This is a genomic window from Streptomyces sp. NPDC048288 (assembly GCF_043201555.1).
Lineage (GTDB): Bacteria > Actinomycetota > Actinomycetes > Streptomycetales > Streptomycetaceae > Streptomyces.
Window position 1 is genome coordinate 103,792 of the sequence record NZ_JBICZD010000009.1, and the last position, 24,596, is coordinate 128,387.

The 24,596-nt window shown below is 71.8% G+C and carries 20 protein-coding genes, 1 pseudogene and 1 riboswitch; of the genes and pseudogenes, 12 read left to right on the forward strand and 9 right to left on the reverse strand.

Translation table 11 applies throughout. The features are described from left to right. The first annotated feature begins 66 nt into the window (after nucleotides 1-66). The 4 genes and pseudogenes from glyA (at nucleotide 67) to ACGFZS_RS30570 (ending at nucleotide 6,395) form a co-directional block, all read left to right on the forward strand. On the forward strand, nucleotides 67-1,401 hold the full coding sequence (gene glyA, locus ACGFZS_RS30555; RefSeq protein ID WP_393797789.1) for a serine hydroxymethyltransferase: 1,335 nt from the start codon (nucleotides 67-69) through the stop codon (nucleotides 1,399-1,401). Continuing rightward, on the forward strand, nucleotides 1,398-2,648 hold the full coding sequence (locus ACGFZS_RS30560) for a sarcosine oxidase subunit beta family protein (protein ID WP_393797790.1): 1,251 nt from the start codon (nucleotides 1,398-1,400) through the stop codon (nucleotides 2,646-2,648). Before glyA ends, ACGFZS_RS30560 begins: the two co-directional genes overlap by 4 nt. Before the next feature lie 15 nt (nucleotides 2,649-2,663). Further along, nucleotides 2,664-5,812, forward strand: a pseudogene (locus ACGFZS_RS30565) (sarcosine oxidase subunit delta family protein). Beyond that, a complete protein-coding gene (locus tag ACGFZS_RS30570) occupies nucleotides 5,802-6,395 on the forward strand; it encodes a sarcosine oxidase subunit gamma (protein WP_393797791.1) in 594 nt (197 codons plus the stop codon). Before ACGFZS_RS30565 ends, ACGFZS_RS30570 begins: the two are co-directional and overlap by 11 nt. 24 nt (nucleotides 6,396-6,419) lie before the next feature. On the opposite strand, the gene ACGFZS_RS30575 is transcribed toward ACGFZS_RS30570, so the two are convergent. The 3 genes from ACGFZS_RS30575 to ACGFZS_RS30585 form a co-directional block, all read right to left on the reverse strand. Next, nucleotides 6,420-7,613, reverse strand: a complete 1,194-nt coding sequence (locus ACGFZS_RS30575) for an extracellular solute-binding protein (RefSeq protein WP_393797792.1) — start codon at nucleotides 7,611-7,613, stop codon at nucleotides 6,420-6,422. Between the two features lie 91 nt (nucleotides 7,614-7,704). Next, nucleotides 7,705-8,826 carry a sensor histidine kinase gene (locus ACGFZS_RS30580; protein WP_393797793.1) on the reverse strand — a complete coding sequence of 374 codons (1,122 nt, stop codon included), beginning with the start codon at nucleotides 8,824-8,826 and terminating at the stop codon, nucleotides 7,705-7,707. After that, nucleotides 8,823-9,479: a response regulator transcription factor gene (locus ACGFZS_RS30585; RefSeq protein WP_365691213.1), complete on the reverse strand. Its 657-nt coding sequence runs from the start codon at nucleotides 9,477-9,479 to the stop codon at nucleotides 8,823-8,825. Before ACGFZS_RS30585 ends, ACGFZS_RS30580 begins: the two co-directional genes overlap by 4 nt. 119 nt (nucleotides 9,480-9,598) lie before the next feature. On the opposite strand from ACGFZS_RS30585, the gene ACGFZS_RS30590 reads away from it, so the two are divergent. Continuing rightward, on the forward strand, nucleotides 9,599-10,078 hold the full coding sequence (locus tag ACGFZS_RS30590) for a hypothetical protein (RefSeq protein WP_393797794.1): 480 nt from the start codon (nucleotides 9,599-9,601) through the stop codon (nucleotides 10,076-10,078). A 118-nt stretch (nucleotides 10,079-10,196) separates the two neighbouring features. Here ACGFZS_RS30590 and ACGFZS_RS30595 read toward each other — a convergent pair whose 3' ends face one another. Then, nucleotides 10,197-11,636 carry a gamma-aminobutyraldehyde dehydrogenase gene (locus ACGFZS_RS30595; RefSeq protein ID WP_393797795.1) on the reverse strand — a complete coding sequence of 480 codons (1,440 nt, stop codon included), beginning with the start codon at nucleotides 11,634-11,636 and terminating at the stop codon, nucleotides 10,197-10,199. 165 nt (nucleotides 11,637-11,801) lie between these two features. Here ACGFZS_RS30595 and ACGFZS_RS30600 point away from each other — a divergent pair, with 165 nt between their 5' ends. From ACGFZS_RS30600 to ACGFZS_RS30630, 7 genes are all read left to right on the forward strand, one after another. Further along, nucleotides 11,802-12,320, forward strand: coding sequence for an Lrp/AsnC family transcriptional regulator (locus ACGFZS_RS30600; RefSeq protein WP_351485096.1), 519 nt, complete (start codon nucleotides 11,802-11,804; stop codon nucleotides 12,318-12,320). Continuing rightward, nucleotides 12,305-13,687 (forward strand): aspartate aminotransferase family protein, encoded by a 1,383-nt coding sequence (locus ACGFZS_RS30605; RefSeq protein ID WP_355720480.1) that lies wholly within the window; start codon nucleotides 12,305-12,307, stop codon nucleotides 13,685-13,687. The genes ACGFZS_RS30600 and ACGFZS_RS30605 overlap by 16 nt, the downstream gene beginning before the upstream one ends. 203 nt (nucleotides 13,688-13,890) lie before the next feature. Then, nucleotides 13,891-14,631 (forward strand): ABC transporter ATP-binding protein, encoded by a 741-nt coding sequence (locus ACGFZS_RS30610; protein WP_393797796.1) that lies wholly within the window; start codon nucleotides 13,891-13,893, stop codon nucleotides 14,629-14,631. Beyond that, nucleotides 14,613-15,995 (forward strand): hypothetical protein, encoded by a 1,383-nt coding sequence (locus ACGFZS_RS30615; RefSeq protein WP_393797797.1) that lies wholly within the window; start codon nucleotides 14,613-14,615, stop codon nucleotides 15,993-15,995. The genes ACGFZS_RS30610 and ACGFZS_RS30615 overlap by 19 nt, the downstream gene beginning before the upstream one ends. 98 nt (nucleotides 15,996-16,093) lie before the next feature. Then, entirely contained in the window at nucleotides 16,094-16,501 is a 408-nt protein-coding gene (locus tag ACGFZS_RS30620; RefSeq protein WP_393797798.1) for a VOC family protein, read from the forward strand. A 16-nt stretch (nucleotides 16,502-16,517) separates the two neighbouring features. After that, nucleotides 16,518-17,672, forward strand: coding sequence for an LOG family protein (locus ACGFZS_RS30625; RefSeq protein ID WP_393797799.1), 1,155 nt, complete (start codon nucleotides 16,518-16,520; stop codon nucleotides 17,670-17,672). A 192-nt stretch (nucleotides 17,673-17,864) separates the two neighbouring features. Further along, entirely contained in the window at nucleotides 17,865-18,539 is a 675-nt protein-coding gene (locus ACGFZS_RS30630; RefSeq protein WP_393797800.1) for an LAETG motif-containing sortase-dependent surface protein, read from the forward strand. A gap of 134 nt (nucleotides 18,540-18,673) precedes the next feature. Here the strand turns inward: ACGFZS_RS30630 and ACGFZS_RS30635 are convergent, their stop codons facing one another. From ACGFZS_RS30635 to ACGFZS_RS30655, 5 genes are all read right to left on the reverse strand, one after another. Next, nucleotides 18,674-19,699, reverse strand: a complete 1,026-nt coding sequence (locus tag ACGFZS_RS30635; protein ID WP_393797801.1) for an ABC transporter ATP-binding protein — start codon at nucleotides 19,697-19,699, stop codon at nucleotides 18,674-18,676. Further along, nucleotides 19,699-21,297: an ABC transporter permease gene (locus ACGFZS_RS30640; protein ID WP_393797802.1), complete on the reverse strand. Its 1,599-nt coding sequence runs from the start codon at nucleotides 21,295-21,297 to the stop codon at nucleotides 19,699-19,701. Before ACGFZS_RS30640 ends, ACGFZS_RS30635 begins: the two co-directional genes overlap by 1 nt. Before the next feature lie 35 nt (nucleotides 21,298-21,332). Beyond that, on the reverse strand, nucleotides 21,333-22,409 hold the full coding sequence (locus ACGFZS_RS30645) for a thiamine ABC transporter substrate binding subunit (protein WP_393797803.1): 1,077 nt from the start codon (nucleotides 22,407-22,409) through the stop codon (nucleotides 21,333-21,335). 72 nt (nucleotides 22,410-22,481) lie between these two features. After that, a riboswitch (TPP riboswitch) is annotated at nucleotides 22,482-22,589 on the reverse strand. Nucleotides 22,590-22,609: 20 nt separating this feature from the next. Continuing rightward, on the reverse strand, nucleotides 22,610-23,716 hold the full coding sequence (gene rlmN, locus ACGFZS_RS30650) for a 23S rRNA (adenine(2503)-C(2))-methyltransferase RlmN (RefSeq protein WP_355720453.1): 1,107 nt from the start codon (nucleotides 23,714-23,716) through the stop codon (nucleotides 22,610-22,612). A gap of 79 nt (nucleotides 23,717-23,795) precedes the next feature. Next, nucleotides 23,796-24,584: a VOC family protein gene (locus ACGFZS_RS30655; protein WP_393797804.1), complete on the reverse strand. Its 789-nt coding sequence runs from the start codon at nucleotides 24,582-24,584 to the stop codon at nucleotides 23,796-23,798. Between the last annotated feature and the right edge of the window lie 12 nt (nucleotides 24,585-24,596).

Consider the following 24,596-nt stretch of genomic DNA (forward strand, 5'->3'; position numbering starts at 1 on the left):
CAGTCGCCTTCCAGTCGGTTCCCAGGTCCCCAGGTCTTCAGGTCCCCAGGTCTTCAGGGAGTTCTCATGACTGCCCACGCCCCCGACCAGCAAGCGGCCCGCTCCGCGGTGCTCAGCGCCCGGCTCGACGACTTCGACCCCGAGATCGCCACGGCGATCGACGCGGAACTGGCCCGGCAGCGCGGCACGCTGGAGATGATCGCGAGCGAGAACTTCGCACCGCTCGCGGTCATGCAGGCCCAGGGCTCGGTCCTGACCAACAAGTACGCAGAGGGCTACCCCGGCCGCCGCTACTACGGCGGCTGCGAGCACGTCGACGTCATCGAGCAGATCGCGATCGACCGTATCAAGGCGCTGTTCGGTGCCGAGGCCGCGAACGTGCAGCCGCACTCCGGCGCCCAGGCCAACGCGGCCGTCATGGCCGCCCTGCTGCAGCCCGGTGACACGATCCTCGGCCTGGACCTGGCGCACGGCGGTCACCTCACCCACGGCATGCGGCTCAACTTCTCCGGCCGCCTGTACAAGGTGGCGGCCTACCAGGTCGGCGAGGACGACCACCGCATCGACATGGCCCAGGTCCGCAAGCTCGCCCACGAGCACCGGCCGAAGCTGATCGTGGCCGGCTGGTCGGCCTACCCCCGCCACCTGGACTTCGCGGAGTTCCGCCGGATCGCCGACGAGGTCGACGCCTACCTGATGGTCGACATGGCGCACTTCGCGGGCCTGGTCGCGGCCGGACTGCACCCCTCCCCCGTACCGCACGCGCACGTGGTGACCACGACCACCCACAAGACGCTCGGCGGTCCCCGCGGCGGAGTGATCCTGTCCACCGCCGAACTCGCCAAGAAGATCAACTCCTCCGTCTTCCCGGGCCAGCAGGGCGGCCCCCTCGAACACGTCGTCGCGGCGAAGGCCGTGGCGTTCCGGATGGCCGCGCGGCCGGAGTTCGCGGAGCGGCAGGCCCGCACCCTGGAAGGGGCGGCGATCCTGGCGGAGCGGCTGCTGGCCGAGGACACGAGGGCGGCCGGGGTGAGCGTGCTGACCGGCGGCACCGACGTCCACCTGGTCCTGGTCGACCTGCGCCACTCCGAACTCGACGGCAGGCAGGCCGAGGACCGGCTGCACCAGGTCGGCATCACCGTCAACCGCAACGCCGTCCCCTTCGACCCGCGCCCGCCGATGGTCAGCTCCGGGGTCCGCATCGGCACCCCCGCCCTGGCCGCCCGCGGCTTCGGCAGGGAGGAGTTCACCGAGGTCGCCGACATCGTCGCCACGGCCTTCCTGCCCGGCTTCGACGACCGGGTCGCCGCCGGACTGCGCCGCCGCGTCCAGCTCCTCACCGACCGCTTCCCGCTCTACCCCACCGCCCCGCAGCCGATGGCCGAGGAGGCCGCCCGGTGACGCACGCACCCGACACCGCCCCCGCCACGCCCGGCGACGTCCTCCCCGACCACCCCGAGTTCCTGTGGCGCAACCCCGACCCCAAGCGGTCGTACGACGTCGTGATCGTCGGCGGCGGCGGGCACGGCCTGGCCACCGCCTACTACCTGGCGAAGAACCACGGCATCACCGACATCGCCGTGCTGGAGAAGGGCTGGCTCGCGGGCGGCAACATGGCCCGCAACACCACGATCATCCGCTCCAACTACCTCTGGGACGAGAGCTCCGGCATCTACGAGCACTCCCTCAAGCTCTGGGAGACCCTCGAAGAGGACCTCGACTACCCGATCCTCTTCAGCCAGCGCGGGGTGCTCAACCTGGCCCACACCCTCCAGGACATCCGCGACAGCAAGCGCCGGGTCTACGCCAACCAGCTCAACGGCATCGACGCCGAGTGGCTGGAGCCGGAGGACGTCGCCAAGGTCTGCCCGATCGTCAACATCTCGCCGGACGTGCGCTATCCGGTGCTCGGCGCGACCTATCAGCCGCGCGCCGGCATCGCCAAGCACGACTACGTGGCCTGGGGTTTCGCCCGCAGGGCCGACGCGTACGGCATCGACCTGATCCAGGACTGCGAGGTCACCGGTCTCGACATCGTCGACGGCCGGGTGCGCGGCGTGCGGACCACGCGCGGTCCGATCGCCGCCGGCAAGGTCGCCCTCGCGGCGGCCGGGCACTCCTCCGTGCTCGCGTCCATGGCCGGGCTGCGGCTGCCGCTGCAGAGCCACCCCCTGCAGGCACTGGTCTCGGAGCTCCTCGAACCCGTCCACCCGACCGTGGTGATGTCGAACGCCGTGCACGTGTACGTCTCCCAGGCGCACAAGGGCGAGCTGGTGATGGGCGCCGGCATCGACAGCTACAACGGCTACGGCCAGCGCGGCGCCTTCCACATCCTGGAGCGCCAGATGGCCGCCGCCCTGGAGCTGTTCCCCGTCTTCGCCCGCGCCCACCTGCTGCGCACCTGGGCCGGCATCGTCGACACCACCCCGGACGCCTCCCCCATCGTCGGCCTGACACCGGTCGAGGGCCTCTACCTCAACTGCGGCTGGGGCACCGGCGGTTTCAAGGCCACCCCGGGCGTCGGCTGGTGCTTCGCGCACACCGTCGCCACCGGCGCACCCCACCCCTACAACGCGCCCTTCACCCTCGACCGCTTCACCACCGGTGCCCTGGTCGACGAGCACGGCGCCGCCGCCGTGGCCCACTGAGCGAGGAGTACCGGCATGCAGCTCATCACCTGCCCCTGGTGCGGCGACCGCGAGGAGATCGAGTTCCACTACGGCGGCCAGGCGCACGTCGCCTACCCCGAGGACCCCTACGCGCTCGACGACGAACAGTGGGCCCAGTACGTCTTCTTCCGCGACAATCCCAAGGGCCCGTTCGCCGAACGCTGGGTCCACGCGGCCGGCTGCCGCCGCTGGTTCAACGCCGTGCGCGACACCGTCACCCACGAGTTTCTCTCCGTGTCCGTGCCCCGGGCGAAGGACCAGGAGGCCACCCGATGAACACCCCCTTCCGCGCCCCCGGCCACGGCCACGTCGACCGCGCCACCGCCCTCTCCTTCACCTTCGACGGCACCGCCTACACCGGCCACCCCGGCGACACCCTCGCCTCGGCCCTGCTCGCCAACGGCGTCCACCACGTGGCCCACAGCATCAAGTACGGCCGCCCGCGCGGGATCCTGGCCGCCGGTGCCGAGGAACCCAACGCGCTCGTCCAGATCGAGTTCCCCTTCCCCGAGCCCATGCTCACCGCCACCACCGTCGAGCTGTACGACGGCCTGGTCGCCCGGGGCCTGTCCGGCCAGGGCAGGCTGAGCACCGAACCGGACACCGCCCGCTACGACACCCTGCACGCCCACTGCGACCTCCTGGTCGTCGGCGCTGGCCCGGCGGGACTGGCCGCCACCCTGGCCGCCGCCCGGACCGGCGCCCGGGTCGTCCTCGTGGACGAACTCCCGCAGCCGGGCGGTTCGTTGCTCGGCACCCAGGAACCGATCGACGGCGCACCGGCGAGTGAATGGGTCGGCTCCGTCCTCGCGGAGCTCGCCGGCCACCCCGACGTACGGATCCTGCCGCGCACCACCGCCTTCGGCCACTACGACGACGGACTCGTCCTCGCCCTGGAGAAGCGCACCGACCACCTCGGCGCGGCGGCACCCGCCCACGTCTCCCGGCAGCGGATCTGGCGGATCCGCTCCCGCCAGGTCGTGTACGCCACCGGTGCCTACGAGCGTCCGGTCGCCTTCGACAACAACGACCGGCCCGGAATCATGCTGGCCGGTTCGGCCCGTACCTACCTCAACCGCTTCGGCGTCCTGCCCGGTTCCCGGGCCGTCGTCTTCACCACGAACGACAGCGCCTACCCGGCGGCGCTCGAACTCGCCGACGCGGGTGTGCGGATCGCCGCGGTGGTCGACGTACGCGAACAGGTGCCGGAGCACTGGCGCACCGCCTGCGCCGAACGCGGCATCGGCATCCGCGCGGGCCAGGCCGTCACCGGCACCAGCGGCATCGAGCGGGTCACCCGCGCCCATGTCGCGCCCTTCGGCGAGGGCCGGCTCGGCGAGCGGCACGGCATCGACTGCGACCTGCTGCTGGTCTCCGGCGGCTGGAACCCGGCGGTCGCCCTGTTCAGCCAGGCCCGCGGCACCCTGCGCTACGACGCCGGGATCGGCGCCTTCGTGCCCGCCGACGCGCCCGGTGCCGTGCGCACGGCGGGGGCGGCCGGGGGCACCTTCACCCTCTCCGGCTGCCTCGCGGACGGTGTGGACGCGGCCCGGCAGGCCCTGTCGGCGCTCGGCAGGACGGCCCCGGAGGTCGCCCTCCCGGCCACCGCGCCGCTCCCGGCCGGTGCGCCCGCCCGGGTGCTCTGGCGGGTGCCGAGCCCCGAGGACCGTCACGACGACCAGGACGGCGCGCTCCAGTTCGTCGATCTGCAGCGCGACGCGGCCGTCTCCGACGTACTGCGGGCGACCGGGGCGGGCCTGCGCTCGGTGGAGCACGTCAAGCGGTACACCACCATCGGCACCGCCCACGACCAGGGCCGTACCTCGGGCGTGATGACCTCGGGCATCGTCGCCGAGGCGCTGGGCGTGGACGTCGCCGACCTCGGCACCACCCGCTACCGCCCACCGGCCGTGCCGGTCTCCTTCGCCGCCCTCGCGGGCCGCAACCGCGGCGAGCTCTTCGACCCGGTCCGGGTGACGGCGATCCACCCCTGGCATGTCGCGCACGGCGCCCTGTTCGAGAACGTCGGCCAGTGGAAGCGCCCCTGGTACTACCCGCGGGCCGGGGAGACCATGGAGGAGGCCGTGCTGCGCGAGTGCCGGGCCGCCCGCACCGGTGTCGCGATGATGGACGGCTCCACCCTCGGCAAGATCGATGTGCGGGGCCCGGACGCCGGCGTGCTGCTGGACCGGCTCTACACGAACCTGATGAGCACCCTCAAGGTGGGCCGGGTCCGCTACGGCGTGATGTGCGGCGTCGACGGCATGGCGATCGACGACGGCACGGTGATCCGGGTCGCCGAGCAGGAGTTCCTGCTCACCACGACCACCGGCAACGCGGCCAAGGTCCTGGAGTGGATGGAGGAGTGGCTCCAGACGGAGTGGCCCGACCTGCGGGTGCACCTGACCTCCGTCACCGAGCACTGGGTGACGATCCCCCTGGTCGGCCCCCGTTCCCGTGACGTACTGGCCCTGGTCGCCCCGGACCTGGCCGTCGACAACGACGCCTTCCCCTTCATGTCCTGGCAGGACACCACCGTCGCCGGGGTAGCGGCCCGGGTCTGCCGGATCAGTTTCTCCGGTGAGCTGGCCTACGAGATCAACGTGCCCGCCTGGTACGGCATCACGGTGTGGGAAGCCCTCTGCGCGGCCGGCGACGCGTTCGGCCTCACGACGTACGGCACCGAGACGATGCACGTGCTGCGCGCCGAGAAGGCCTACCCGATCATCGGGCAGGACACCGACGGCACCGTCACCCCGCAGGACCTCGGCATGTCCTGGGTGGTGTCGAAGAAGAAGCCGGACTTCGTCGGCAAGCGGTCCTTCACCCGCGCGGAGAACCGGCGCGAGGACCGCAAGCAACTGGTCGGCCTGCTTCCGGCCGACGAGCACGTGCTGCTCCCCGAGGGCGCCCAGATCATCGCCACCAGCGACATCCCGGCACCCCCGGTGCCCATGCTGGGCCACGTCACCTCCAGCTACCGCAGCGACGCCCTGCGGCGGACGTTCGCCCTGGCCCTGGTGCGTTCGGGCACCCACCGCATCGGCGAAACCCTCTACGTCCCGCTCGACGGCCGGACCGTCCCGGTGACCGTGACCGACCCCGTGCTCTTCGACAAGGAGGGAGCTCGCCGTGACGGTTGAGACACCCGCCCGCTTCAGCCCGCTGTCCGAGTGGCAGGACACCCTGGCCGGGTTGCCGGCCGGCATCGAGGTACGGGAGCTGCCCTTCCTGACCCACCTCACCCTCCGCCTGGAGCCGGGCGGCGCCGCGGCCCAGGCCGTCGAGTCCTGCCTGGGCGTCCCCCTGCCCGGCCCCCTGCGCGCCGAGCGGTCCGGCGACGTCGAGGTGCTGTGGACGGGCCCGGACGAATGGCTGCTGATCGCCCCGGAGGGCCGTCGGAACGACCTCTCCGCCCGCCTGCGCTCGGCGATCGGCGACGCGTTCGCCACCGTCACCGACGTCTCGGCCCAGCGCACCACGCTGGCCCTCTCCGGCGACCTCGTCCGCACCGTGCTGGCCCAGGGCTGCGCCATCGACCTCGACCCCCGGGTCACCCCGGCCGGCTCGTGCCTCACCACCCTGCTGGCCCAGGCCCCGGTCACCCTCCTGGTACGCGACGAGACACCCTGCGACCTCCGCCTCCTGGTCCGCTCCTCCTTCGCCTCCTACCTGGCCGCCTGGCTGACCGACGCCTGCACGGAGTACCGGGAGAACGGCGGATGAGCGCCCCTGCAACTACGACTACAACTACAACCCGACGATCGAGTTCCAGCGCTTGGCGAAGTCCACCCGTTCCGTCGAGGTGATGTCGCGGGCGATGGCGAGGCGCTTGCGCATCGCCGTGTTCGGGAAGATGAGGGGGTTGTCGGCGAGGGCCGCGGTGTCCTTGTCCTTGGAGTCGGCGAGGACCTGCTGGGCGGCCGGGACGGGGCAGACGTAGTTGACCCAGGCCGCCAGCTCGGCGGCGACCTCCGGCTCGTAGTAGTAGTCGATGAGCCGTTCCGCGTTGGCCTTGTGGGCGGCGCGGTCCGGGATCATCAGCGAGTCCGACCACAGCTCCGCGCCCTCCTCGGGGACGAGGAAGCGGATGTCGGGGTTGTCGGCCTGGAGCTGGATGACATCGCCGGAGTACGCCTGGCAGGCCAGGACATCCCCGCTGACCAGGTCCTTCGTGTAGTCGTTGCCGGTGAAGCGGCGGATCTGGCCGCGGTCGACCTGCTGCTGCACCTCGTCGCAGACGGCGTAGAAGTCGTCGGCCGTCCACTGGGTGATGTCGACGCCGTTGCCCTGCATCAGCAGCGCGAACGCCTCGTCGAGGCCGGAGAGCAGGGTCACCCGGCCCTTGAGGTCGCTCGCCCACAGGTCCTTGACGTGCCGGATCTCGCGGCCCAGCTTCCGGCGGTTGTAGGCGATGCCGGTGATGCCCGACTGCCAGGGCACGGTGTGGAGGCGGCCCGGGTCGAAGGCGGGGTTGCGCAGCAGCGGGTCCAGGTACTTCGCGACGTTCGGCTGGTGGGCGCGGTCCATCTGCTGGACCCAGCCCAGGCGGACGAACCGGGCGCACATCCAGTCGCTGATGACGATGATGTCCCGGCCGGTGGACTGGTGGTTCATCAGCGCCGGGCTGATCTTGCCGAAGAACTCGTCGTTGTCGTTGACCTCCTCGATGTAGTCGACGGAGATCCCGGTGCTCTTCTGGAAGGCGTCGAGGGTGGGCCGCTTGTTCGGGTTGTCGTCGTCCACGTCGATGTACAGCGGCCAGTTCGCGAAGACCAGCCGGTGGTCCCGGGCGGACAGGTCGGTGACGGCACGGTCGCCGGCCTTCACATAGGCGGCGGGCACCCCGCAGCCGGCCAGCGCGCCCAGCGCGGCGGTGCCGCCGAGCGCGCGCAGCAGGGAGCGACGGGAGAGCGCGGGCGTTCGAGGAGGATTCTGGGGCACCTGTGCAGCATGCTGCCGATGGCGTTGATCGGGCAATCGACGGTGCGTCGAGCGCCCCGTCGCGGACCGGACACCTTGTCGATGGCCCCGGTCAACACCGGGTTACATGGGCGGTCACCGGCGGTAGGGCCAGCTCGACGGTGAGTCCTCCCGTGGGGTGCGTGTGCGCCCGTACCCGGCCGCCGTGGGCCGCGACGACCGCCGCCGCGATGGACATCCCGAGGCCCAGGCCGTCCCGGTTCCGCACCCGGTCCGCCGCGCCGAGCCGCCGGAACGGCTGGAACAGCTCCGCCGCCCGGTCCGCCGGGATCACCGGCCCGCTGTTGGCGATCCGCAGCCCGGGCCGCCCGGCCGCGTCCACCCCCGTCCACACCCGCACCCAGCCGCCCTCCGGAAGGTTGTGCCGTACGGCGTTGTCGGCGAGGTTGGCCACCAGCCGCTCCAGCAGCTGCGGGTCCCCGAGCACCGGCGCCGGATCGAGCACCGCCGCCACCCGCTCCCCGGCCGGCAGCAGCTCCCTCACCACCTCCGCGAGGTCCACCGACTCCCGCCGCTCCAGCCCCCGCTGACTGCGCGCCAGCGTCAACAGCGCCTCGATCAGCCGTTCCTGCTCCCGCCCCGCCGCCCGCACCCGGACCAGCGCGGCGCGCAGCACGTCCGCCGGGGCGTGCGGGTCGGCCAGGGTGACGTCGACGAGGGCCTGCTGCAGGGTGAGCGGGGTGCGCAGCTCGTGCGAGGCGTTGGCCACGAACCGCCGCTGCGCCTCGAAGGCCCCCTCCAGCCGCGCCAGCACGTCGTCGAACGTGTCGGCCATCGCCTTGAGTTCGTCCTCCGGCCCCGGCACCGCCAGCCGCTCGTGCAGGTTGTCGGCGGAGATCCGGCGGGCGGCGGCCGTCATCGTCCGCAGCGGCGCCAGCACCCGCCCGGCCATCAGCCGCCCCAGCGCCAGCGAGGCCACCGCCGTCAGCCCCAGCGCGACCCCGCCCCAGACGAGGAGTGCGTGCAGCTGGTCCTGGTGGACGACCTCGGCGACGGTGGTGAGCGCCGGCCCGCCGGACGTACCGGCCTCCGCGAAGGAGGAGGACGTGGACACTCCGGGCCTGGACCGCGCCACCAGGACGTAGGTGACGCCCAGCAGCAGCGCGCCGGCCGCCACGAACAGGGCGGTGTAGAGGACGGTGAGCCGCCACCGGATACTGCGCAGCGGTCTCATCGGATCCGGTATCCCGCCCGCTCCACCGTCTCCACGACCGGCGGCTCCCCCAGCTTGCGCCGCAGCCTGCTGACCGTCACCTTCACGGTCTGGCTGAAGGGGTCGGCGGCCTCGTCCCAGGCCCGCTCCAGGAGTTCCTCGGTGGAGACCACGGCGCCCTGCGCGGCGAGCAGCAGCTCAAGGACCGCGAACTCCTTCGGGCTGAGCGCCAGTCGGCTCCCGGCCCGGGTCGCGGCCCGGCGCGCCGGGTCGAGCCGCAGCTCCCCGCGGACCAGCACCGGCGGCAGCGCGGGCTGCGCCCGGCGGCCCAACGCCCGTATCCGCGCGACGAGTTCGGTGAAGGCGAACGGCTTGGGCAGATAGTCGTCGGCACCGAGCCCGAGCCCCGCGACCCGGTCGGCGACCGTCCCCGACGCGGTGAGCATCAGCACCCGCGCCCGGCTGCCCTCCCCGGCCAGCGCCCGGCACACCTGGTCCCCGTGGATCCCGGGCAGATCCCGGTCGAGTACGACGACGTCGTAGCCGTTGACCGTGGCCCGCTCCAGGCCGGTCGGCCCGTCGAAGGCGAGGTCCACGGCCATGCCCTCCCGGCGCAGCCCCCCGGCCACGGTCTCGGCCAGCTCCTCATGGTCCTCGACCACCAGCACACGCATGGCGCCCAGTGTGCGCGGCGCCCGGTTACACGGCCGTAAGTCCGGCCGTTCCGCTCCGGTAACTGCCGGACCGCTTCCGTGGAGCCGCACAGAACCACCGCTACCCACCAGGAGGACCCATGGCGCTCAGGAAACACCGCCTCGCACTCGGCGTGGCCGCGCTGACGGCCGCCGCCCTCGGCACGGTCGGCGTCACGGCCGCGCAGGCGACCACGACCACACCCGCGCACACCAGGCCCGGGGCCCCGAAGGGCGCCGCTTTCGGCGTCTCCTACCGCCCCACCGCCCAGGCGCCCGGTGACGTCAACACCGCGAGCGACGCGTTCGGCGCGTGCATGGCCGACCAGGGCGTGACCACGTACCCCGCCTTCCACGCGACGAAGGACGCGAAGGGCCGGGTCCTGCTCCGGGTCCAGACCAGGGCCGGCGCCCACGACCCGTCGTCGGCGCCGTACAAGAAGGCCCTGAAGAAGTGCGCCCCGATCCTGTCGAAGGCAGGCCTGACCTTCACGGACGGCAGGCCCGGCAGGCCGGAGAAGGGCCTGCGGACGTCCACGGGCACGGACGAGGGCCCGGGCCTCACCACTTCGGAGGCCTGACAGCAATGCGCTGCCCGGGGCACATCTCTGTCCCGGGCAGCGCAAACGCCCCTGAAAGGGGCGCGGGGAACTGCGCGACCAGCCCCCACACACCCGCACCCGAACTACGGCCTATGACCTACGCCTCCAACGACGTCATCACATGCTTGATCCGCGTGTAGTCCTCGAACCCGTACCCCGACAGGTCCTTGCCGTACCCGGACTTCTTGAACCCGCCGTGCGGCATCTCCGCGACCAGCGGAATGTGCGTGTTGATCCACACGCACCCGAAGTCCAGCCTCTTGGACATCCGCATCGCACGCCCGTGGTCCTTGGTCCACACGGACGACGCCAGCGCGTAGTCGACGCCGTTGGCCCACTGAACGGCCTGGTCCTCGTCCGTGAAGGACTGGACGGTGATGACCGGCCCGAAGACCTCGTTCTGGATGATCTCGTCGTCCTGCTTCAGCCCGGAGACGACGGTCGGCGCGTAGAAGTACCCCTTGTCACCGACCCGCTGACCACCCGCCTCGACCTTGGCGTGGGCGGGCAGCCGCTCGATGAAGCCGGAGACCTGCTTGAGCTGGTTCGGGTTGTTCAGCGGTCCGTACAGCACGTCCTCGTCGTCCGGCTGGCCCGTCTTCGTCTCGGCCGCGGCCTTCGCGAGCGCCGCCACGAACTCGTCGTGGATGGACTCCTGCACCAGCACCCGGGTGGCCGCCGTACAGTCCTGCCCTGCGTTGAAGTAGCCCGCCACGGAGATGTCCTCGACGGCCTTGGCGATGTCGGTGTCCTCGAAGACGACGACCGGCGCCTTGCCGCCCAGCTCCAGGTGGACCCGCTTGAGGTCCTTGGACGCGGACTCGGCGACCTGCATGCCGGCCCGCACGGAACCGGTGATGGAGGCCATCGCCGGGACCGGGTGCTCGACCATCAGACGGCCGGTGTCACGGTCGCCCGTGACGACGTTGAAGACACCCTTGGGCAGGATCCCGCCGAGGATCTCGGCCATCAGGACCGTCGACGCCGGAGTGGTGTCCGACGGCTTCAGGACCACCGTGTTGCCCGCGGCGATGGCCGGCGCGAACTTCCACACGGCCATCATCATCGGGTAGTTCCAGGGCGCGACCTGCGCGCAGACACCGACCGGCTCGCGGCGGACGATGGAGGTCATCCCCTCCATGTACTCGCCGGCCGAGCGGCCCTCCAGCATCCGGGCCGCACCGGCGAAGAACCGGATCTGGTCGACCATCGGCGGGATCTCCTCGGAGCGGGTGAGCCCGGTCGGCTTGCCGGTGTTCTCCACCTCCGCCGCGATGAGTTCCTCGGCCCGCTCCTCGAACGCGTCCGCGATCTTCAGCAGGGCCTTCTGCCGCTCCGACGGAGTGGTGTCGCGCCAGCCCGGGAAGGCCGCGGCCGCGGCCGCCATCGCCGCGTCGACGTCCGCCTCGCCGGACAGCGGCGCGGTCGCGTACGCCTCACCGGTGGCGGGGTTGACCACCTCGGTGGTCCGCCCGTCGGCGGCGTCCCGGAACTCACCGTCGATGTAATTGCGCAGACGACGCAGCTCGGTGCTCACTGCCGGCCCTCCAAGTTCGGGTGTCCATTGACTGAGACACCCACACTAATCCGCGTTCCCACGTTTTCAACACCCCCGCGGCCGCCATGTCTGCGAAATCCGCAATCCCAGCCACCTCAAACAACGAATTTCATCGATACGGCCTTGCGGAACCGTCGAGACGTCGTGCACAGTGAGGTCGTGGCCAGTCGAAGCGCAGACCAGAGGGACTCGTCCCGCGAGTCCAGGAACGGCACCCCCCAGCTGGATGCCGTCTCCCTCGCCATCATTCAGCAGCTGCAAGAGGACGGCCGCCGGCCGTACGCCGCGATCGGCAAGGCCGTCGGCCTGTCCGAGGCGGCCGTGCGCCAGCGCGTCCAGAAGCTGCTGGACCAGGGCGTCATGCAGATCGTCGCCGTCACGGACCCGCTCACCGTGGGCTTCCGCCGGCAGGCGATGGTCGGCATCAACGTCGAGGGCGATGTCGAGTCGATCGCGGACGCGCTGAGCGCCATGTCGGAAGTCGAGTACGTGGTGATGACCGCGGGCTCGTTCGACATCCTCGCGGAGATCGTCTGCGAGGACGACGACCACCTGCTGGACGTCATCAACAAACGCATCCGGGCGCTGCCCGGGGTGCGCTCCACCGAAAGCTTCGTTTATCTGAAGCTGAAGAAGCAGACCTACATGTGGGGAACCCGATAACCGTGACCCAGAAGGACCTCAGCCGCACCGCGTACGACCACCTGTGGATGCACTTCACCCGCATGTCCTCGTACGAGCACTCCCCCGTCCCGACCATCGTCCGGGGCGAGGGCACCTACATCTACGACGACAAGGGCAAGCGCTACCTCGACGGTCTCGCGGGTCTGTTCGTGGTCCAGGCCGGTCACGGCCGCACGGAGCTCGCCGAGACCGCCTTCAAGCAGGCCCAGGAGCTGGCGTTCTTCCCGGTGTGGTCGTACGCCCACCCGAAGGCCGTCGAGCTGGCCGAGCGCCTCGCCGACTACGCGCCGGGCGACCTGAACAAGGTCTTCTTCACCACCGGCGGCGGCGAGGCCGTGGAGACCGCCTGGAAGCTGGCCAAGCAGTACTTCAAGCTGCAGGGCAAGCCGACCAAGTACAAGGTCATCTCCCGCGCGGTCGCCTACCACGGCACCCCGCAGGGCGCCCTGTCCATCACCGGCCTGCCGGGCCTGAAGGCCCCCTTCGAGCCGCTGGTCCCCGGCGCCCACAAGGTGCCGAACACCAACATCTACCGCGCCCCGCTCTTCGGCGACGACCCGGAGGCCTTCGGCCGCTGGGCCGCCGACCAGATCGAGCAGGAGATCCTCTTCGAGGGCGCCGACACGGTCGCGGCCGTCTTCCTGGAGCCGGTGCAGAACGCGGGCGGCTGCTTCCCGCCCCCGCCCGGCTACTTCCAGCGGGTCCGCGAGATCTGCGACAAGTACGACGTGCTGCTCGTGTCGGACGAGGTCATCTGCGCCTTCGGCCGCCTGGGCACGATGTTCGCCTGCGACAAGTTCGGCTACGTCCCGGACATGATCACCTGCGCCAAGGGCATGACGTCCGGCTACTCCCCGATCGGTGCCTGCATCGTCTCGGACAAGATCGCCGAGCCGTTCTACAAGGGCGACAACACCTTCCTGCACGGCTACACCTTCGGCGGCCACCCGGTCTCCGCGGCCGTCGGCCTCGCCAACCTCGACCTGTTCGAGCGCGAGAACCTCAACCAGCACGTCCTCGACAACGAGGGTGCCTTCCTCTCCACCCTGCAGAAGCTGCACGACCTGCCGATCGTCGGCGACGTCCGCGGCAACGGCTTCTTCTACGGCATCGAGCTGGTCAAGGACAAGGCGACCAAGGAGTCCTTCAACGACGAGGAGACCGAGCGCGTCCTGTACGGCTTCCTCTCGAAGGCCCTGTTCGAGAACGGCCTGTACTGCCGTGCCGACGACCGCGGCGACCCGGTCGTCCAGCTCGCCCCGCCGCTGATCTCCAACCAGGAGACCTTCGACGAGATCGAGCAGATTCTGCGCGCCACCCTCACGGAGGCGTGGACGAAGCTCTGATCATCGGAATTCCGATCATCGGATCAGCAGCCTGAACCGGCCCCGGCGCCGTCCGTTCGAGTGAGAACGGCGGCCCGGGGCCGTGTGCTGTCCGGGCTCCGCCCGCCCGCCCGCCTAGCGTGCACGTGACCGATCGGCCCAGCCTTCGTTCCCCCGGACGTGGGAAGGCACGGCAAAACGGATCAGAACCGAGGTGTACGCGCATGGAGGCCCCGCCGGACAACGACGTGCTGTGGGCACGCTCCCTGCACTTCCGCCACCAGGACGGCTCACCGGGCATCGTCGGCATCTCGCTGGGTGTGCGGGAGGGCGAGATCCTCGCCGTCACCGGTCCGCGCGGCAGCGGCAAGACCACGCTGCTGAGGTGCCTGGCCGGTCTGGTCCCGGCACAGGGCGGCGAGGTCTGGTTCAACAGCACGGCCGTGCACCGGATGGGCCCGGTCACCCGTGAACGGCTGCGCCGCGACCGCTTCGGCTGGATCGACCCGGCCCCGGTGCTCGTCCCCGAGCTGAACGTCTGGGAGAACACGGCACTGCCCCTGATGCTGCGCGGCACCGGCCGCCGCCGGGCCAAGGTGGCCGCACTGGAGTGGCTGGAACGCCTGGACGTGGGCGACAGGGCCCACAGCCGCCCGGCCGAACTCCGGCAGGCCGAGCGCCAGCGCGTCTCCATCGCCCGCGCCCTCGCGCCCGCCCCGACGATCCTCTTCGCGGACGAGCCGACGGCCCCCCTGCACCGCGCGGACCGCGCGCACGTCCTGCGCACCCTCACCACGGCGGCCCGCTCGCACGGCATCACGGTCGTCCTCGCCACGCACGACGCGGAGACGGCGGACCTCGCCGACCGCCGGATCCCGCTCCTGGACGGCCGCCGGGTGAACACCGTCCACCTGCCGCCGGTCACCGAGTCGGAAGGCCGGGCCGAGTGCTCGCTCTCCGTCTGACCCGCGTCGCCCACCCGGCCGTCCACCTGCGCCGCCTCCTGGTGGCGACGGCGGCCGCCGGCACGGGCTTCCTGCTGCTGTCCGCGCTCGGCTACGCGCTGGCCCACCCGGGGAACCCGACGGGGGCGCTCCTGCGGCTGTCCTGGTGCGCGATCCCGCTCGCCGCCACGGTGCACCTCGCGGTCGCCGTCGCCCGCACCGACCCCGGTACCAGGCCCCGCCCCGGCCTCTCCGCCTTCGGCCTGGGCCCGGCCCGGCTGATGGCCGTCGCGGCCCTGAACACGGCCCTCGCCTGCGTCCTGGGCTCCCTGCTGGCCCTCCTGGTCTTCCTCCACCTCCGGGGCGACCTCACCGGCATGCCCTTCGACGGCGCCGCGAAGGACTTCCTGGCAGCGGACAGGTCCCTGCCCCTCCCGGCGGCCCTGACCCTCCTGGCCGTCCCCCCGGTGCTCGCCTCCGCCGCCGTGGCCCTGACCCTCCGCCCCCGGGACCTCCCCCACCCGGGCCCCCGCGCGTACGGCCGCTTCGGCGCGTACGGCACGGGAACCCCCGAGGAGACCTTCGGCGCCTACGGCCGCTTCGGCGCCCGCCTCTTCAAACGCCCGCCCCGCCCCGCCGACGCCGACACAGCCGCCGCCGACGACGACGCCCAGGCCTCCCCGCAGGACGCCCCCTCCTCCGCCCCGCAGGACGTCCGGGCGGCCGCGGAGGACCAGGCAGTACCCGCCCTACCCGCCCCTCCCGTACCCACCCAGCCCCCCACCGGCCTCCCCTGGGGCATCGCCGTCCTCGCCGCCGGGCTCGCCGTCGAGTCCTACGCCGGCACCACCGGGGCCACCCCCCGGACCACCCTCCCCGGCGGCCTCGTCGTGGGCCCCGCCGGCGGCCTGGCCGGCTGGTCGCTCACCGCTCTCGGCCTGGTCCTCGCCGCCCCCGGTCTCACCCACCTCTGCGGCCGGCTCCTGCAGGCCGCCCGCCCCGGCGCCCGCCGCCTGCTCGCCGGCCGCGTCCTGATGGCGGAGGCCACGAGGATCGGCCGCCCCCTCGGTGTCGTCTGCGCGGTCGCCTCCGCGGCCTTCGCGGCCGGCACGCTCTACGGCTACGACGGCGCCGCCCCCGCCTACGGCCCGCTCACCGCCCTCGGCGGCCTGGTGGTCGCCGGCTGCACGGTGGCCACCCTCCTCACCGCGGCCGTGGAGGCCCGCCAGTCCCGCGCCGGCACCACCGAGGCCCTGCTCCGGCTGGGCGCCCCGGCCACCGTGCTGCGCGGTGCGGCCGCCCTGCGCGCCGGCGCCCTGCTGGCCCTCTTCGGCCCCCTCACCCTGCTGATCGCCGACCTCGCCGCACTGCCGCTCGCCCCCTGAAAGGCCGTACGAAGAAATCCGGCGACCGCCGATGACTTTCGCGGCACCCTCCGGTCCAACCCCCCGAACAGCACGTCACACCCGAGGGAGAGGCCCCCATGTACCAGCAGATGATCTTCGTGAACCTGGCCACCGACGACGTCGCCGCGTCGCGGAAGTTCTTCACGGAGCTGGGCTACACGATCAACCCGCAGTTCAGCAACGACGACTGCTCCTGTGTCGTGATCAGCGACACGATCGTCGCGATGCTGCTCGGCAGGCAGCGCTACGCCGACTTCACCAAGAAGGAGATCGCCGACTCCCGCAAGACCAGCGAGGTGCTGATCTGCCTGAGCGCGGAGAGCCGCGAGAAGGTCGACGAGCTGGTGGAGAAGGCGGTCGCGGCCGGCGGCACCGCCAACGACGACGTCCAGGACCACGGTTTCATGTACGGCCGCTCCTTCGACGACCTCGACGGCCACTCCTGGGAGGTCATGTGGATGGACCCGGCGGCCGTGCAGGGCTGACACCTAGAGTGGGCGGGTGCATCCGACACCCGCCCAGCCCGACCCCGCCCGGCCGCGGCCCACGCGGCCCCACCGCGCCGCCCACGACCGCGAGATCGAGTCGCTCGCCGAGTTCGACGAGGTCGTGGCCGGGCCCGGCACGCTCGCCCAGTACCGCGTCCAGGCCGTCGATCTGACGGACCGTACGGACGCCCTGCTCACCACCGACACCACCGGGGCCGTCTTCCTCGGCTGCCCGATGTCCCCCGAGGCCGCCGCCCGGGTCGGCGCGTCCGGCGCCCTGGTGTTCCCGCCGGTGCCGAACCTCCCCTTCGATCCGTACCGCGCCTTCGCGTACACGCCCGGCGAGTTGTTCGAGTCGCTCGCCGAGGGCTACGAGGCGACGCCGGACGCCCGTTCGTACGCCTGGTTCCAGCGGACCAGGTCGGACGGCGACATATTCGCCTCGATGCTCCGCTCGATCCACGACGACGCCGTCTCCGACGCGCTCGACGAACTCCTCGCCGGCGCCCGGGTGGTGGGCGTGATGGGCGGGCACGCCATGGCACGCGGCACGGACGCGTACGCCGGTGCCGCCCGGCTCGGCCGCGAACTCGCGCGCGCCGGGTACACGGTGGCGACCGGCGGCGGCCCGGGCGCGATGGAGGCGGCGAACCTCGGCGCGTACGCGGCCCCCTTCGACGACGGGATGCTGGAGGAGGCGCTCCGGCTCCTCGCCAAGACCCCGTCGTTCCGGCCGTCGATCACCGACTGGGCCCGCGCCGCCTTCGAGGTCCGCGAGCGCTGGCCGGACGGCGGCCCTTCGGTGGGCATCCCCACCTGGTTCTACGGCCATGAGCCGCCGAACGCCTTCGCCGCGCACATCGCCAAGTACTTCGCCAACGCCACCCGCGAGGACGGCCTGCTGGCCCGCTCCAACGCCGGTGTGGTGTTCCTGCCGGGCGCGGCCGGGACCGTACAGGAGATCTTCGACAACGCGACGCCCAACTACTACGAGTCGCGGGGCGAACCGACCCCGATGGTGCTCGTGGACGAGGCGCACTGGAGGGAGAAGCTGCCGGCCTGGCAGTTGCTGACCTCGCTCGCCGGGGAGCGCGCGATGGCGTCCCGTATCGCCCTGGTTGACCGGATCGAGCAAGCTTCACACGCGGTGAAACGTCTCAGCACTTAATAAGCAGGCAAAGTCAACGCCTGTGGACCGCATATGCATTGACACTACTTACGGAGCGCTTATAGACCTGTGAGCCTCTTGGGAATGCTGATGCCTCACCTCACCGTTGCGTCAACTTCCCCTCAGCCCCCCGCAGTTATGCACTCAGTAAGGACAAACGTGTCCATATCCCGCCGCAGTGCACGTAGTTCCGTGCGCATCCTGGGTGTCGCCGCCGCGTCGGCCGCGCTGACGCTGGGCGTCTCCGGCTCCGCCCTCGCGTGCAACATCTCCGACTTCTCCGCCGAGGCCACCTGCGACGGCGCCAACGGCTCCATCGTCGTCACCGACACGGACGCCTCCGGTACGTCGGCCACCATCACCGTCTTCCTCGAGAACAACGGGGCCGACGCCAAGCAGGTCGGCGAGGCCCAGACCGTCAAGGGCTCCAAGGCCGGCACGAAGGTCACCTTCTCCGAGGACTGGAAGCCGAACGCGGAGTACCGGGTCCACGTGGTCGTCGACACCGAGAAGTTCCAGATCGACAAGGACATCACGCCCAACCTGACGACCCCCTCCACCGCCTGCGCCACGGAGGAGAGCGCCAGCCCGTCCCCGTCGGACTCGGCCACGCCGTCGCCGTCGGCGTCGGAGTCCACCCCGGCCGAGTCGGACTCCCCGGCCCCGTCGGAGTCGGAGAGCAGCACCGCCCCGGCCGGCACGTCGAGCAACGCCCCGTCCCCGGCGGTCGGCGAGTCGAACCTGGCCGAGACCGGTGCCAACTCCAACACCGGCCTGATCGCCGGTATCGCCGCCGCGCTGGTCGCGGTCGGCGGCGGCGCCGTCTGGTTCGGCATGCGCCGTCGCGGTGCCCACAGCGGCAGCTGACGTACTTCCCCGAGCAACACCGTAACGCCAGCACCGCCGGCACCACCCAGCACACCGTCGAGGCCCGTCCCCGTATCCCCGGGGGGCGGGCCTCGGCCGTTCCCGGGGGCCTCGGTGCGATACGGCGGTCTCCGTCAGTCCAGTACGACGGTCTCCGCCGCGTCGAACTCCACGCCCACCGCGTCCCCCGCCTCCGGGGCCTCCCGCAGCGCGCAGGCCGCCTCCAGCCGGGGGCCGCCGTCCCGGGGCTGGAGGTGGACGGTGACATGGGTGCCCTGGAAGGTGCGGGCGGCCACCGTGCAGGGCAGCCCCGCGTCGGCCGCCACCAGCCGTACGCCGGCGGGCCGGACCAGCAGCGTGTGCGCCCCCTCGGGCGCGGTCCCGGGCACCGGCAGCTTCCCCCACGGCGTCACCGCGACCGCCCCCTCGACAGTCGCCGGAACCACGTTGCCGAAGCCGAGGAAGCGGGCCACGAACGCGTCGGCGGGCCGCTGCCACACCTCCAGGGGCGTGCCGGACTGGGCGATCCGGCCGTCCCGCATCACCACCACCCGGTCGGCCAGCGCGAACGCCTCGCCCTGGTCGTGGGTGACGGCGAGCACGGTCGTACCCAACCGCCCGAACAGCTCCCGGAGTTCGACCACCAGCCGCTCCCGCAGCGAGCGGTCGAGCTGGCCGAGGGGTTCGTCGAGCATCAGCAGCCGGGGCCGGGGCGCCAGCGCGCGGGCCAGCGCCACCCGCTGCTGCTCGCCGCCGGAGAGCCCGGCGACGGCCCGCCGGTCCGCGCCCGGAAGACCCACCAGCTCCAGCAACTCGCCCACCCGCTCGGCCTGTTCCGCGCGGCCGGCGCCCCGCATCCGGAGCCCGAACGCCACGTTCCCGCCCACGTCCCGCTGCGGAAACAGCTGATGGTCCTGGAACATCAGCCCGACCTGCCGCCGGTGCGCCGGCACCCGCGTCTGGTCCCGGCCATCGAGCAACACCCGCCCAAAGTCCAGCGGTTGCAGCCCGGCCACCGCTCTGAGCAGCGTCGACTTGCCGCTCCCGCTCGGGCCGAGCACACACACCACCTCGTGCTCCGCGACCGCGAGGCCGACGGCGTCGAGCACGGCCCGCCCGCCGAACCGCACGGTGGCCCGCTCCAGTTCGAGAAGGGTCATCAGAACTCCCCCGTCCGGTCGGTCCGCAGCCGTTCGAGCACCAGCAGCGCCACCGCGCACACCACCATCAGAATCGTGGAAAGGGCCATCGCCTGGCCGTAGTTGAGATCACCGGGGCGGGACAGCAGCCGGGCCACCGCGACCGGCAGCGTCGGGTTGTCGGGGCGCGCGATGAACACGGTCGCCCCGAACTCCCCCAGCGACACCGCGAAGGCGAAGCCCGCCGCGATCAGCAGCGCCCGCCGCACCAGCGGCAGATCGACCTCCCGCCACACCCGCCACGGCGAGGCCCCGAGCACCGCCGCCGCCTCCCGCAGCCGCTCGTCCACGGCCCGCAGCACGGGCAGCATGGTCCGTACGACGAAGGGCACGCCGACCAGCGCCTGCGCGAGCGGGACGAGGATCCAGGACTGGCGCAGGTCCAGCGGCGGCCTGTCGAGCGCGATCAGGAACCCGAAGCCGACGGTCACCGCGGACACCCCGAGCGGCAGCATCAGCAGCGTGTCGAAACCCCGTACGAGTCTCCCCGCGTCCCGGCGGGCCAGCGCGGCGGCGGCGAGACCGCCGATCAGCACGGCGACGGCGGTGGCGACGGCCGCGTACTGCAGCGAGTTGACGACCGACTCGATCGGCGCGACCAGGAAGGTGCCGCCGTCGGCGTCGCCGAGCGCCCGGTAGTACCCGAACCCGCCGTCGAGCGACCGCCGTACCAGCACGGCCAGCGGCAGCACGAGGAGGACGGCGACGGTGGCGAGGACCCCGCCGAGCAGCGCCCACTGCCCGGTCCCGCGCGGCCGGCGCGCGGTGGCCTCCGGGGCGACCAGGCGCAGCGCGCTCTCCCGCCGCCGCACCGTCCACGCGTGCACGGCGAGGATCGCGCCGACCGCGACGAACTGCACGAGGGTGAGGACGGCGGCCGTGGAGAGGTCGAAGATCTCCGAGGTCTGCCGGTAGATCTCCACTTCGAGGGTGGAGAAGGTGGGGCCGCCGAGGATCTGCACCACGCCGAAGGAGGTGAAGGTGAACAGGAAGACCATCAGCGCGGCGGCGGCCACGGCGGGCGCGAGCGCGGGCAGGGTGACCTTCCGCCAGGCGCCAAGCGGGGAGGCGCCGAGCATCCGCGCGGCCTCCTCCTGCCGGGGGTCCAGCTGGGCCCAGAGCCCGCCCACGGTCCGTACGACCACGGCGTAGTTGAAGAAGACATGCGCCAGCAGGATGGCCCAGACGGTGGTGTCCAGTCGTACGCCCCACAGCTCGTCGAGCAGTCCGCCGCGCCCGACGAGCGCCAGGAAGGCGGTCCCGACCACCACCGTCGGCAGCACGAAGGGGACCGTCACCACGGCCCGCAGCACCTGCTTGCCCGGGAAGTCGAGGCGGGCGAAGACGTAGGCGGCGGGCAGCGCGACCAGCAGGGTGAGCGCGGTGGAGGCGAGCGCCTGCCAGGTGGTGAACCAGAGCACGTGCCGGATGTCGGACTGGCCGAGGACATCGGCGATCCGCCCGAACCGCCAGACCCCGTCGGCCTTCAGGCCGCGGGTGACGATCGCCGCGACCGGCCAGGCGAAGAAGACACCGAAGAACGCGACGGGCACGAGCATCAGCCCGAGCCGCGCCGCGCTCCCGCGCCCGGCCGCTACTTCAGTACGAGAGACGTCCACGTCTTGACCCACTGGTCACGGTTGGCGGCGATCTTCTCGGGCGCCATGGTCTCGGGGTCCTGGGCGGCGGGACCGTACTTCGTGAACTCGGCGGGCACGCTCGCGCCCTTCACCACCGGGTACACGAACATGTTCAGCGGCATGTCCTCCTGGAACTCCTTGGAGACCAGGAAGTCGATGAGCGCCTTGCCGCCCTTGCTGTTCCCGGCGTTGCTCAGCAGCCCCGCGAACTCGATCTGCCGGAAGCAGGTGCCGGTCGCGACACCGGTGGGCGCGGTGCTGGGCTTCGGGTCGCCGTAGATCACCTCGGCGGGCGGGGAGGAGGCGTACGACACCACGAGCGGCCGGTCGCCCTTGGCCTTCTTGCCGCCCGCGGAGCCGGAGAACTCCTCGTTGTAGGCCTGCTCCCAGCCGTCGACGACCTTGACGCCGTTGGCCTTGAGCTTCTTCCAGTAGCCCTGCCAGCCGCTGTCCCCGTACTGAGCCGCGCTCCCGAGCAGGAAGCCCAGCCCCGGCGAGGAGGTGGCCGCGTTCTCGGTGACGAGGAGGTTCTTGTACTGCGGCTTGACGAGATCCGCGTACGAGGTGGGCGGGGTCAGCTTGTGCGCGCTGAAGTACGCCTTGTCGTAGTTGACGCAGATGTCGCCGTAGTCGATGGGCGTGACCCGGTGCTTGCCGGCGTCGAGCTGGTACTCCGTGCCGACCTGGGCGAGCCCCTTCGCCGCGTACGGCTGGAAGAGGCCGTTGTCGAGGGCGCGGGAGAGCAGGGTGTTGTCGACGCCGAAGAAGACGTCGCCCTGCGGGTTGTCCTTGGTCAGGATCGCCTTGTTGACGGCCTGCCCGGCATCGCCGTCCTTGAGGACCTTCACCTGGTAGCCGGACTGCTTCTCGAAGTCCCGGAGCACGTTCTTGGAGACGGCCCACGAGTCGTGGCTGACGAGGGTGACGGTCTTGGAGTCGGCCGCCGAACCCGACGACGAACACGCGGACAGCGTGACGAGACCGAGCCCTATGGCCGCGGCCACGAAGGCCTTGGTGTGCGTGGTGTGCACTGGTGTTTTCCTCCTGGGGTGGACCAGGAAGAGACGCGGCCCTGCCCGCGGTGTGCGGGCAGGGCGCAACAGCTTGAGTGATGACCGAACTTCCTACCCAGAATGACCTGGGCGAGGTTCAGAGGGTCTGCGGCCCGATTGCCGCACTCTCAGCGCTGTGGCGCTCCCCTGTCGGAATATGAAGATGTGGTGGCCAGATCCTACCGCTCGGTGGCCGCGAGCTGACCGCAGGCGCCGTCGATCTCCTGGCCACGGGTGTCCCGTACGGTGACGGGCACCCCGTGGGCGGCGATCGCCTCGACGAACGCCTTCTCGTCCTCGGGCCGCGAGGCGGTCCACTTGGAGCCCGGCGTCGGGTTCAGCGGGATCAGGTTGACGTGCACGGGCTTGCCGCGGAGCAGCCGGCCGAGCCGGTCACCGCGCCACGCCTGGTCGTTGATGTCCCGGATGAGGGCGTACTCGATGCTGAGCCGACGGCCGCTCTTCTCGACGTACTCGAACCCGGCGTCGAGCACCTCGCGCACCTTCCACCGCGTGTTCACGGGGACGAGGGTGTCGCGCAGTTCGTCGTCGGGCGCGTGCAGGGAGATCGCCAGCCGGCACTTGAAGCCCTCGTCGGCGAACCGGTTGATGGCCGGGACCAGTCCGACGGTCGAGACGGTGATGCCCCGCTGCGAGAGCCCGAGACCGTCCGGGGCGGGATCGGTGAGCGCCCGGATGGCGCCGACCACCCGCTTGTAGTTGGCGAGCGGCTCGCCCATCCCCATGAAGACGATGTTCGAGAGCCGCGCGGGCCCGCCGGGCACGTCCCCGTCCCGCAGCGCCCGCATCCCGTCCACGATCTGGTGGACGATCTCCGCGGTGGACAGGTTCCGGTCCAGGCCCGCCTGCCCCGTCGCGCAGAACGGGCAGTTCATCCCGCACCCCGCCTGCGAGCTGATGCACATCGTCACCCGGTCCGGGTAGCGCATCAGCACCGACTCCACGAGCGTGCCGTCGAACAGCCGCCACAGCGTCTTGCGGGTGGTGCCCTCGTCCGTCGACAGATGCCGTACGACGGTCATCAGCTCGGGGAACAGCGCCTCGCGCAGCTTCTCCCGGGAGCCGGCCGGGATGTCCGTCCACTGCTCGGGGTCGTGCGCGTACCGCGCGAAGTAGTGCTGCGAGAGCTGCTTGGCACGGAACGGCTTCTCCCCCGTCTCGGCCACCGCGTCCTTGCGCTCGGCGGGCGAGAGATCGGCGAGATGCCGCGGCGGCTTCTTGGCTCCGCGCGGGGCGACGAAAGTGAGTTCTCCGGGCTTGGGCATGGTGGTACCAGTGTCGCAGATCCACTTGGGTGACCTGTGACCGAAGGTTTCGCCCGGTGGGGCCCGGTGCGGGCGGGGCTCAGGCGCGGGCCGTCGTGATGAGGGCAAAGAGGGCGCCGGCGGGGTCGAGGAACATGGCGAAGCGGCCGATGCCCGGTGCCTCGGTGACCGGGATGAGGACGACGGCTCCGGCCTCGACGGCCCTGGCGGAGGTGGCGTCGCAGTCGGTCACCTCGAAGTACGGGTGCCACTCCGGCGTCGAACCGGCGTCGAGGTTGGCCTGGGGCAACTGCATCAGTCCGCCCAGGGCCGCCTGCGGGCCGGCGCCGGCCGGGGTGAGGACGGTGTAGGTCAGTCCGGGGCCCATCGGCACATCGCGCGTCTGCCAGGAGAAGAGCGAGGTGTAGAAGGCCTTCGCCGTGCTCGCGTCGGTGGTGTAGAGCTCCGCCCGGGACAGGCTGCCGGGGTCGCCGACCAGGTCCAGGCCCTGGGTGTCGCCGGGCTGCCAGACCGCGAAGTCCGCGCCGGTGGGGTCGGTGAAGGCGGCGGTCCGTCCGAAGGTGAAGACGTCCCCCGGGGCGACCCGGACCCGGCCGCCGCCCTGTTCCACGGCCTTGGCGGTGGCGTCGGCGTCCGGGGTGTGGAAGTACAGCGTCCAGGACGGGCTCGCGCCCTCCTCGGTGAGCGGGCCCAGGCCCGCGACCGTCCGGCCGTCCTGGAGGAAGAAGCCGTAGCCGCCCGCCTCCGGTCCCGCCGACCGGTGCTCCCAGCCGAGGACGGCGGCGTAGAAGGCGGCGCTCGCCCCGGTGTCGGGGCTGCCCAGGTCGAGCCAGTTCGGAGCGCCGGGCACATAGGTGGTCGTCAGCATCGCGTGGCCTCC

Excerpts from the sequence above, each read along its gene's own strand:
- glyA (WP_393797789.1), top strand. The coding sequence starts at position 67 with ATGACTGCCCACGCCCCCGACCAGCAAGCGGCCCGCTCCGCGGTGCTC.
- ACGFZS_RS30580 (WP_393797793.1), bottom strand. The coding sequence starts at position 8,826 with ATGAGACCGCTGCGCAGTATCCGGTGGCGGCTCACCGTCCTCTACACC.
- ACGFZS_RS30585 (WP_365691213.1), bottom strand. The coding sequence starts at position 9,479 with ATGCGTGTGCTGGTGGTCGAGGACCATGAGGAGCTGGCCGAGACCGTG.
- ACGFZS_RS30590 (WP_393797794.1), top strand. The coding sequence starts at position 9,599 with ATGGCGCTCAGGAAACACCGCCTCGCACTCGGCGTGGCCGCGCTGACG.
- ACGFZS_RS30610 (WP_393797796.1), top strand. The coding sequence starts at position 13,891 with ATGGAGGCCCCGCCGGACAACGACGTGCTGTGGGCACGCTCCCTGCAC.
- ACGFZS_RS30620 (WP_393797798.1), top strand. The coding sequence starts at position 16,094 with ATGTACCAGCAGATGATCTTCGTGAACCTGGCCACCGACGACGTCGCC.
- ACGFZS_RS30635 (WP_393797801.1), bottom strand. The coding sequence starts at position 19,699 with ATGACCCTTCTCGAACTGGAGCGGGCCACCGTGCGGTTCGGCGGGCGG.
- ACGFZS_RS30640 (WP_393797802.1), bottom strand. The coding sequence starts at position 21,297 with ATGCTCGTGCCCGTCGCGTTCTTCGGTGTCTTCTTCGCCTGGCCGGTC.
- rlmN (WP_355720453.1), bottom strand. The coding sequence starts at position 23,716 with ATGCCCAAGCCCGGAGAACTCACTTTCGTCGCCCCGCGCGGAGCCAAG.
- ACGFZS_RS30655 (WP_393797804.1), bottom strand. The coding sequence starts at position 24,584 with ATGCTGACGACCACCTATGTGCCCGGCGCTCCGAACTGGCTCGACCTG.